The organism is Wolbachia endosymbiont of Litomosoides brasiliensis (assembly GCF_013366805.1).
Taxonomy (GTDB): domain Bacteria; phylum Pseudomonadota; class Alphaproteobacteria; order Rickettsiales; family Anaplasmataceae; genus Wolbachia.
In genome coordinates this window covers 1-8,705 of record NZ_WQMO01000028.1, presented here as the reverse complement: position 1 = coordinate 8,705, position 8,705 = coordinate 1, and the positions used below count along the sequence as shown (strand labels likewise).

The window sequence follows — 8,705 nt, the reverse complement described above, 5'->3', positions numbered from 1 at the left end:
TAATTTTGATTTTACCGCCATTTAAATCTTACTGTTTTACTTACTTCAGTATAGCTTCTTTTCCATTATTGTCTATCCGTTCCCTGTACAGTGAGAATTAGTATTGTCTTGAACAAAAACAGGCAAGTTCGAAAAAACTAAGATCACGGTTTTAGTATTTAGCGTTACTGCTACCCGGTTGAAAACAAAATTAAATGTATTTTTAATATTTTTATAGGAATCTATTAGGATGGTTTTGTATGCTTTTCCCAATGGCTATTTTAAAATACTTGATGCTTCTTTTTATCATTTTTTGTGTGTGCCTACCTACTCAAGGATATGATAAAAGCTTTGCTGAAATAGAAGGTGAAGATTGTTATAATATAAGTGAACACGGCTATTCGTTGCAGCGATGTAAAAATGGAATCTCCCTTTCAGAAGGCGACGAACCAGCGGTACCAGAAATTGTGCCTTTGCCTGTAGAGTTTCCTGACATTACAGACAATAGTCAACTTATTTCCATTAATATTGGTGAAGAAGTGCAAGTAAAGGATTTACTGATTGAGATAGGAAAGCTCTCTGATATTAACTTGGATATAGACCCCAAAATATCAGGTAATATCATTTTAAAGCTAAAAGATAAAAATATAAACGAAGTAATCCAGAGTATAGCTGATAGTGCTAAACTGCGTTATTCAACAAGTAATGGTGTAATTAGAATTGAGCAGGATTTACCATACGCACAAAATTATTACGTAGACTTCGTTAATATTCAACATTCTGCTCAGAGTAGTTTTGTTGTTAATAACAATATTACTAACGGTGATGGAAGCAAAGTTGATAAAGATTACAATAGCGTTATGAAGTCTCAATATAGCAGTGATTTATGGAATTCATTGGAAAAAGGTCTTAATGCAATAATGGACGTTAACGGGGTAGATGATGGGGAATTTCTTTCACCCAACAGAGAAACAGGTGTTATTATTTTAAATGCTAGGAAAAACACTCATAAAGCTGTTAAAGAATATATTAATAAGGTTAGACAATTGGCGTCTTCTCAGGTGAGAATAGAAGCAAAGATAGTTGAGGTTATGTTAGACGACAAATACCTTTCTGGTATTAACTTAAATGATGTACACAATGGAAATAAGCTTGTGGTGAATCAAGAGAATTCTGTTATTAATCTTGCGGCAGGTTTTGATGCAAGTGATCTAGGGAATTTAGTAAAAAGTTTAGACAAATTTGGCACTTCAACTGTAATTTCAAGTCCAAGAGTACATGCCATAAATAATCAGCAGGCAATGATTTCATTCACTAAAAATCACGTTTATTTTACTTCTGAAACACAAAAAAATGTTAAAAATTCAAATCAGGTCTTAGTGACAAGAATGAATAGCGTGCCAATAGGTGTCGTGTTAATAATTCATCCAAGCATTAATGTTGATACTAGTGAAATATTCATGGATATACACCCAACTTTATCAAGAATCAACGGCTACACTAAAGATCCGAATATAGAGTATATTGCACAGCAGAGTAAAACAAAATTGAATAGCGATATTCCAATTATTGAAATTAGAGAAATGAACTCTATGTTAAAGGTTAAGAGTGGTGAAATTATGGTAATTGGCGGGCTTATAGAGCATAGAGAAGATAAGCAAAGCTTTAAAGCTATGTTAAGTAAGAAGTCAAAAAGATTAGCAAACAACACGAGAACAGTAGAAACTGTCATCTTTTTAAAAGCAACAATTGTGCCAACATTTGGTTTGTTGGATAAAAAAGATAAGAATTTGTATATACGCTGAATCGTTGCTAGTACCAGCTCTCATTGTTAATAAGTCAATAAGTGACATTGCAAAGTTGTTTAATTGCGGAGTGGGAAAGAGAGAAGTAATAAATTTGCAGAAAGCGCTCTTAAGTAAAGGAATTGTGTCATAGGCTTTATTGCGCAAAATGTTCTGTTTTATATATAACTAAAGTCTCTCAATAGGATTGAGCTCGGGTGAGTATGGTGGTAGGTGTATAATCTCGATATTTTTAAGTACCTTTAAATTTTTTGATTTATGCAACTAGCATAATCCATGATAAGAAAAGCTTCCTGTGTCCTTAAATATTGTAACATTTATTCAAGAAATATATTCATACAGTCAGTGTTAACATTAATGGAAAGGAAGCCATACTGAAGTAAGTAAAATAGCGAGATTAAAATGGCGTTGAAATCAAAGTTATTGGGTAAAAAAAAGTCGCATAATCAGCAGAGGAAATGCTGAAGGAAGTGCAAAATGACGCATATGTTGCAAAAAAACTAAATGCTGTAATTGCAGCAAAAAAGCACAGTATAACAGCCGTAACAAAAATATGTTGCATTTCAAGAACAGCATTAACTGCATAAATAAAGCACCTGAAATTTAGAAAAGAAGAAAAATTGTTTACTTTCTAATGTCATAGAAAAACAAGGGAGTTTAAAAAAGACTTAATGAGAATATTAATAAGTATCTGAACAAGAGTTATTTTTCTTTCATTAGAAAGTTGAATACTGGTGGTTTAAAAAGGGCGTTAGAACATAGGTTAAAGTAAAATTAGGTAGACAAAATTTTTGTCTCTACAGTGCGGTTAATCATAGAAATGGAGAGAGTTCTAGCTTATTTGCACCGAATGTAACACTAGTTATATGAATATATTTCTCGATTAAATGTCACAATATTTAAGAACACTAGAAGCCTTTCTTATCATAGATTATGTTAGTTGATATAATTTAAAAAATTTAAAGGTACCTAAAAATATCGAGATTATATACCTACCACCATGCTCACCCGAGCTCAGTCCTATTTGAGAGACTTTAGTTATATATAAAGCGGAACATTTTGTGCAATAAAGTCTATGATACAATTCCTTCACTTGAGAGCGCTTTCTATAAATTTATTGCTTCCTCTCTTCCCACTCCGCAATTAAGCACTCTGCAATGTCACTTGTTGACCCACTAACAATGAGAATTGGTGTTAGTTACCTTTTCACTATTGTTAATCTTTTCTAACATTAATTCAGCAGCTTTTTGTTCAGCAACCTTTTTGCTAGAAGCACATGCAAAAACCTCACCGTAATTTCCTATGCAAATTGATATAGTAAATTCAGGACTGTGTGCTGGTCCAGTTTGTTTCACAAGTTCATACTCTGGTAAGGGTAATTTATTTTTTTGGGTCCACTCTTGCAATGAGGTTTTAGGATCTTGAGGGGGACTGAGCATGCCTTTAGCTAGCTCTTCCCAATGTTTGGTAACAAACTTTTCAACATTTGCAAATCCGCCATCAATATAAATCGCACCTATTAGTGCTTCAAGTGCATTTTCTGAGTTTTTTAAGTTACATCTTCCTCCATTACAACGTTCACTATTATTCATGATGATAAAGTTGCCCAATTTTATTTCTTTAGCAACATTAGCAATGGTATTACCGCAAACTAGATCCGTTTTTCTTCTTGCCAACGCCCCTTCTTTTTCTTCGGGAAATAGTCTAAATAGTATAGCAGATACAATCATATTCAAAATACTATCGCCTAAAAATTCTAGCCTTTCGTAATTTTCGATTTGATTTTTGCTATTTCTTTTATTTAAGCTTGGATGAGTTAATGCTTCCGCTAATATCGCATCATTTTTAAATCTATAGTTAATGATCTTAGATATAGTGTTGTTCAAGTCTTCCATGCTTGTCGTTTTAAAAGGAAACATCTTCCATCATATCTTTAATACTAAAAAAATCAGTTTTATTCTATTAAAACAAGCTTCTAGAATCTGTAATTTTATTCGGTCCATCTTTCCCTTGCTAGCTTTGCAAGTTCCAGGTCGATTTTATTCACAACTCGAGGCCCGTGATATATGAGAGCGATGCCCCTGCCTTTATTTTTTATATGCATCAATACTGCTTGCAATGTCTCTGCGTCCTATCAATAATATCTTGCCTTGCTTTGAGTGAGTTTGTGCATGTCACTCAGCAACTCTGTTGAAAGCTTGAACAATGGTCTGTCGCTTAACCTACCACTTTCATTATGTGAGAATGTAAATTATCTTGACTGACTGTAGTGTTACTTATTGTTAAGCCATCGATCTTATACTCCAATGCAAGCTCAGCAATATCTTCCTTTGTTTGCTGGTCTATGTCTGAAAATTTTTTAACATTATTGGAACAGATTCGGAATTATCAACTGATTTTCTGGTTAGAGCTATGGATTTTAACAACTCTAATAATTCTTGCCTATTGTGCAAATTGTGTGAATTAGGTGTGTTCGGAGAGGGGATGTTTAGCACTATATAACTACTTTTCCCATGCACCATCTTTATTAAATTAACATAATTACTAACTTGGCCTTTGATGCACTATTTTTTCTTATATTTATGCCCAAAATGCAGTCATCAAGCTTGATTTTACTTGTTTGCTTAAAAAATAACCACTCCTTTGTTATTGAATTCCAATCTGTTTATTACTCCTTGATCTTTAATTAACCGAAAAATTCTAGGCTTTACGTTTCCGTATTGAGGATGATTAGTTAAGTACCGGCTTCAATAAATCCAAAACCAAATGAAAGCATGGACCTGATAACTTCCGTATTCTTGTTAAAGCCTGTAGCAAGACCAACATAGCTCCTAAATTTATTGCTAAAGTGGTTCACACTTAAAGATTCTGGTAGTTCTATGGTTTTTCTGCAGGATATCTTTTTCAACATCATGATCGCTAAGGTGGACAATTTCAGGCAGCAGCAAAAACAGTAAATTGCGCAGTATAACTCTTGTAAAACACAAGACTTACCTTAAGCTTATTTTCTACCACGAAACGCAGAGTATAACCGTAATTTTAAAAGAAGACGTTTTCAGTGATTCTACTTATGAATTATGAATAAACTCTCCTCATGAAGTTTATTATTGTTATTATTTCCCCTTATTTGCTTATAGTTCATCTGCTTAACAAATAGACTATATTAAATTGTTCGTGGGCATAATCAAGAAATATAGAAAGGGAGTATGTCTAGCCCATTAGTCAAAAAACTCTTGTTGAATGTACAATAGAAGATACTTTGGGCAAACTAATACCAATTCCCACTGTACAAGGAACAGATAGACAATAATGGAAAAGAAGCATACTGAAGTAAGTAAAATAACAAGTTTTAAATAGCGTTAAAATCAAAATTATTTGATGAAAAAGTTTTGAAACCAGCAAAAGAAATGCTGAAGGAAATGTGAAATAACACATATGTTACAAAAAACTAAAAGCACAGTATAACGGCTGTGGCAAAAATATGTTACATTATAAATAAAGCACCTAGTGCCAATTTTTACTGTTAGTAGGTTAAATAAGTAACATTGCAGAGTTGTTTAGTGCAGAGTGAGAAAGAGAGAAGGCGCTCTCAAGCAAAGTAATTTTATTATAGACTTTATTGCACAAAATGTTCTGTTTTATATATAACTAAAGTCCATCAAATAGGATTGAGCTCTGGTAAGTATTGTAGTAGGTATATAATCTCGATATTTTTAAGTATCTTTAAATTTCTTAATTTATATCAAATAGTACAATTCATGACAAGAAAGGCTTCTTGTGTTCTTGAATATCGCAATATTTGTTCAAGAAATATATTAATACAATCAGTGTTGATGTTCGGTGCAAATAAATTAGAACTCTCTCTATTTCTAGAATTACTGTGCTAGAGACGAAAATTTTTGTCTACCTAATTTTACTTTAGCCTGTATTCTAATGCCCTTTTAAAACCACTTTTACATATTATAGTGTACTGTAAGCCTGCTGACACTTGAACCAAATTTTTCCTTGATTCTTGTTCTCATTTCTTTAATGGTAATATTAGGGTTTTCTTGTATCCATACTTCAACTTGTTCAAATTGACTCTGATTCAATCTAGTTCTTCTACGACGTTAGGGTGGAGTAAACAATTTTTCTTCCCTTCCAAATTTTGGTGCTTTATCCATGCAGTTAGTGCTGTTCTTAAAATGCAATATATTTTTACTACGGCTGTTATACTGTGCTTTTTTGTTGTAATTATAGCATTTAGTTTTTTGCAACATGTGTATTATTTTGCACCTTCTTTAGCATTTCTTTTGCTGGTTCCAAGACTTTTTCATCAAATAATTTTGATTTCAACTCCATTTAAAACTTGCTATTTTGCTTACTTCAGTATGGCTTCCTTTCCATTAATGTTAACACTGACTGTATGAATATATTTCTTGAATAAATGTTACAATATTTAAGGACACAGGAAGCTTTTCTTATCATGGATTATGCTAGTTGCATAAATCAAAAAATTTAAAGGTACTTAAAAATATCGAGATTATACACCTACCACCATACTCACCCGAGCTCAATCCTATTTGGGAGGCTTTAGTTATATATAAAACAGAGCATTTTGCGTAATAAAGTCTATAATAAAATTACTTTGCTTGAGAGCACCTTATGCAAAATTACTACCTCTCTTTCTCACTCTGCAACTAAATAACTCTGCAATGTTACTTATTTGATCTACTAACAGCAAGAATTGGTGTTACCATTAACGCTTGTACCGTACTTTACCAATAGTAGTTCTGCAACTTTGATATTGCCCTTCCAAATTGCAATATATAAAGGGATGCGCTCATCTTGATTATGTGTATCAAGGGTTACTTCTAAACCAACTAATCTCTTAGTTAATTCTTCAGTTGCTCTAATTGCGTAGTTTTATCTAGTTTTGCTCATTCTTTCTCTCTTCTTACAGTATTAAAAAAAATCTAGCATATGGTTGAGATCTCTAAATTCCCCTAAACTTAGCTTTATTTCTTGTGTTCATCTTTCTAAGAAAATACTCTTCTGTTTCCTCTATCATACAGAATTATGGACATGTTAATTTGTATATTACTGGGAGTTATTATTAAGTTTTTTATTAATATAATATTAATAATAATTAAGACTTTAATTAGATGGGAGTATTTATATTTGAAACGAACCAGATATAATAAAGTGTTATTTAAGTTATACAAAACAATCTTGTAATATCATATAATTGAGTTGATAAAAGCTGTATTGTCTCTTTGCAGCGTTAAGTGTATGTTTTGCGCTATTTTTTCTACTAAGGGAATGATATTATCAAGATTAGAAAATTTTGATAACACGTAATCTGATAGATTTCTTTGACCATCTGGTCTGCCTATCCCAAATCTCAAGCGCCAATAATCATTACCAATAAAGCTATCTATAGATTTAAGTCCATTATGTCCAGCAGAACTGCCACCCTTCTTTATTTTTATTCTGCCAAGTTCTAGATCAACGTCATCATGTATAACAGTAACATCGCCTAGCGAAAATTTGTAAAAGTTTCGTATCCTTGCAACAGGAATGCCTGAATTATTCATAAACGAATAAGGCTTCACTAACATAATTTTATTATCATTAATTACGCCAGAGGTTATTAGGTAATCTTCTCTCTTAGAGAATGACTGAAAATTCCAATGTTTGCAAATTGCATTAACAACGATAAAACCAATGTTGTGATAAGTCAGTTCATATTGGTTACCGGGATTACCAAGCCCAACTATTAGATGCACTATTCCTCTGTTGTTTTTACTTGAGGTTCCTCAATGCCGCTGTTGGCAGCTGAAATTGTGACAACGGTAAAGTTTTCTTCTTCATGTGCTGCAAGTTTAATACCTTCTGGCAATTTTACGTCACTTATGTGTACAGACTGGCCAATCATTTTACCCGATAAATCTACTTCTATAGCCCGAGGTATTTTGCCAGGAGAGCATTTAATAGTGATAGAGCGGCATAAAACATTGAGCACTCCACCCAGTTTAATCCCTGGACATTTGCTTTCATTCACAAACGATAGAGGTATATCTATTTTAATTTCACTACCTTTGTCAACAAATTGAAAATCAACATGTTGTATAGTATCTTTCACTACATGCCATTGAATATCACGAATGAGGGCATATTCTTTTTTGCCTGAGATATTAAGTTCTATCACATGTGCGGAAAGGAAGCCTAATTTATATTGTTTCGTGAATTCCTTTGCAGACAATGTTAAATTCATATTATTATGTCCTTTGCCATATATGACTGCAGGTATGTCCCCTTTTTTTCTTAGAAAATGTATTGCTTTTGTTTTTGTTACATTACGTAATTCTGCATTAATTGTTATCATTTCTTGTTGCGTCATTGATTACTCCTATTCAGCTAATCCTTTTAGTATGGTTCAGTAATAACATAACACAAAAATATCTATTTCAAACATCATTTTTCTGTATCGGGTGAGAGAATAAACTAGAATTCTTTTAAAACTTGTTTCTGGAAGCAAGTATAGGAGCATATAATACTGCATCCCAAAGGCTTATGCTTTATTATTTCCCTAGCATCCGATAACTATTAATAATCTTAATATATTATAGAATATAGTAAACATTATTAGAAATTTTATGAGCACAAATAAAAAAGAAAAAATTTTACCTAATACCAATTACCACTGTGTAAGGAACGGATAGATAATAATGAAAAAAGCCATGCTAAAGTAATACCAATTCTCATTGTTAGTTGGTTAGATAAGTTACATTACAGAGTTGTTTAATTGCGGAGTGAGAAAGAGAGGTAATAAATTTATACAAAGCGCTCTCAAATAAAGCAATTGTGTTATAGACTTTATTGCGCAAAATGTTCTGTTTTATATATAACTAAAGTCTCTCAAGTTAGGATTGAACTCGG

6 protein-coding genes and 4 pseudogenes are annotated in these 8,705 nt (G+C 32.4%); 3 read left to right on the top strand and 7 right to left on the bottom strand.

The annotated features are described in order from the left end of the window. Positions 1 to 251 precede the first annotated feature (251 nt). Positions 252 to 1,784 (top strand): secretion system protein, encoded by a 1,533-nt coding sequence (locus tag GO684_RS04680; RefSeq protein WP_175939333.1) that lies wholly within the window; start codon positions 252 to 254, stop codon positions 1,782 to 1,784. A gap of 34 nt (positions 1,785 to 1,818) precedes the next feature. On the opposite strand, the pseudogene GO684_RS05395 reads toward GO684_RS04680, so the two are convergent. Next, positions 1,819 to 2,137: pseudogene (locus GO684_RS05395) on the bottom strand (transposase); the annotation flags it as partial. Positions 2,138 to 2,186: 49 nt separating this feature from the next. On the opposite strand from GO684_RS05395, the pseudogene GO684_RS05390 reads away from it, so the two are divergent. Further along, positions 2,187 to 2,668, top strand: a pseudogene (locus GO684_RS05390) (transposase); the annotation flags it as partial. Positions 2,669 to 2,959: 291 nt separating this feature from the next. Here the strand turns inward: GO684_RS05390 and rnc are convergent. The 4 genes and pseudogenes from rnc to GO684_RS06090 all read right to left on the bottom strand — a co-directional run bounded on the left by rnc (position 2,960) and on the right by GO684_RS06090 (position 6,125). After that, complete coding sequence (gene rnc, locus GO684_RS04670) at positions 2,960 to 3,679, bottom strand: ribonuclease III (protein WP_175939334.1); 720 nt, start codon at positions 3,677 to 3,679, stop codon at positions 2,960 to 2,962. Between the two features lie 729 nt (positions 3,680 to 4,408). Next, positions 4,409 to 4,483, bottom strand: a complete 75-nt coding sequence (locus GO684_RS05825; RefSeq protein ID WP_369408530.1) for a hypothetical protein — start codon at positions 4,481 to 4,483, stop codon at positions 4,409 to 4,411. Between the two features lie 35 nt (positions 4,484 to 4,518). Further along, complete coding sequence (locus tag GO684_RS05385; protein WP_246228235.1) at positions 4,519 to 4,698, bottom strand: hypothetical protein; 180 nt, start codon at positions 4,696 to 4,698, stop codon at positions 4,519 to 4,521. Positions 4,699 to 5,307: 609 nt separating this feature from the next. Then, a pseudogene (locus GO684_RS06090) lies at positions 5,308 to 6,125 on the bottom strand (transposase). Between the two features lie 49 nt (positions 6,126 to 6,174). On the opposite strand from GO684_RS06090, the pseudogene GO684_RS06085 reads away from it, so the two are divergent. Next, positions 6,175 to 6,471, top strand: a pseudogene (locus GO684_RS06085) (transposase); the annotation flags it as partial. A 532-nt stretch (positions 6,472 to 7,003) separates the two neighbouring features. On the opposite strand, the gene pth reads toward GO684_RS06085, so the two are convergent. Beyond that, positions 7,004 to 7,552, bottom strand: coding sequence for an aminoacyl-tRNA hydrolase (gene pth / locus GO684_RS04650; RefSeq protein WP_175939325.1), 549 nt, complete (start codon positions 7,550 to 7,552; stop codon positions 7,004 to 7,006). Further along, positions 7,552 to 8,166, bottom strand: coding sequence for a 50S ribosomal protein L25/general stress protein Ctc (locus GO684_RS04645; RefSeq protein ID WP_175939323.1), 615 nt, complete (start codon positions 8,164 to 8,166; stop codon positions 7,552 to 7,554). Before GO684_RS04645 ends, pth begins: the two co-directional genes overlap by 1 nt. Between the last annotated feature and the right edge of the window lie 539 nt (positions 8,167 to 8,705).

Excerpts from the sequence above, each read along its gene's own strand:
- rnc (WP_175939334.1), bottom strand. The coding sequence starts at position 3,679 with ATGGAAGACTTGAACAACACTATATCTAAGATCATTAACTATAGATTT.
- GO684_RS05385 (WP_246228235.1), bottom strand. The coding sequence starts at position 4,698 with ATGATGTTGAAAAAGATATCCTGCAGAAAAACCATAGAACTACCAGAA.
- GO684_RS04645 (WP_175939323.1), bottom strand. The coding sequence starts at position 8,166 with ATGACGCAACAAGAAATGATAACAATTAATGCAGAATTACGTAATGTA.
- GO684_RS04680 (WP_175939333.1), top strand. The coding sequence starts at position 252 with ATGGCTATTTTAAAATACTTGATGCTTCTTTTTATCATTTTTTGTGTG.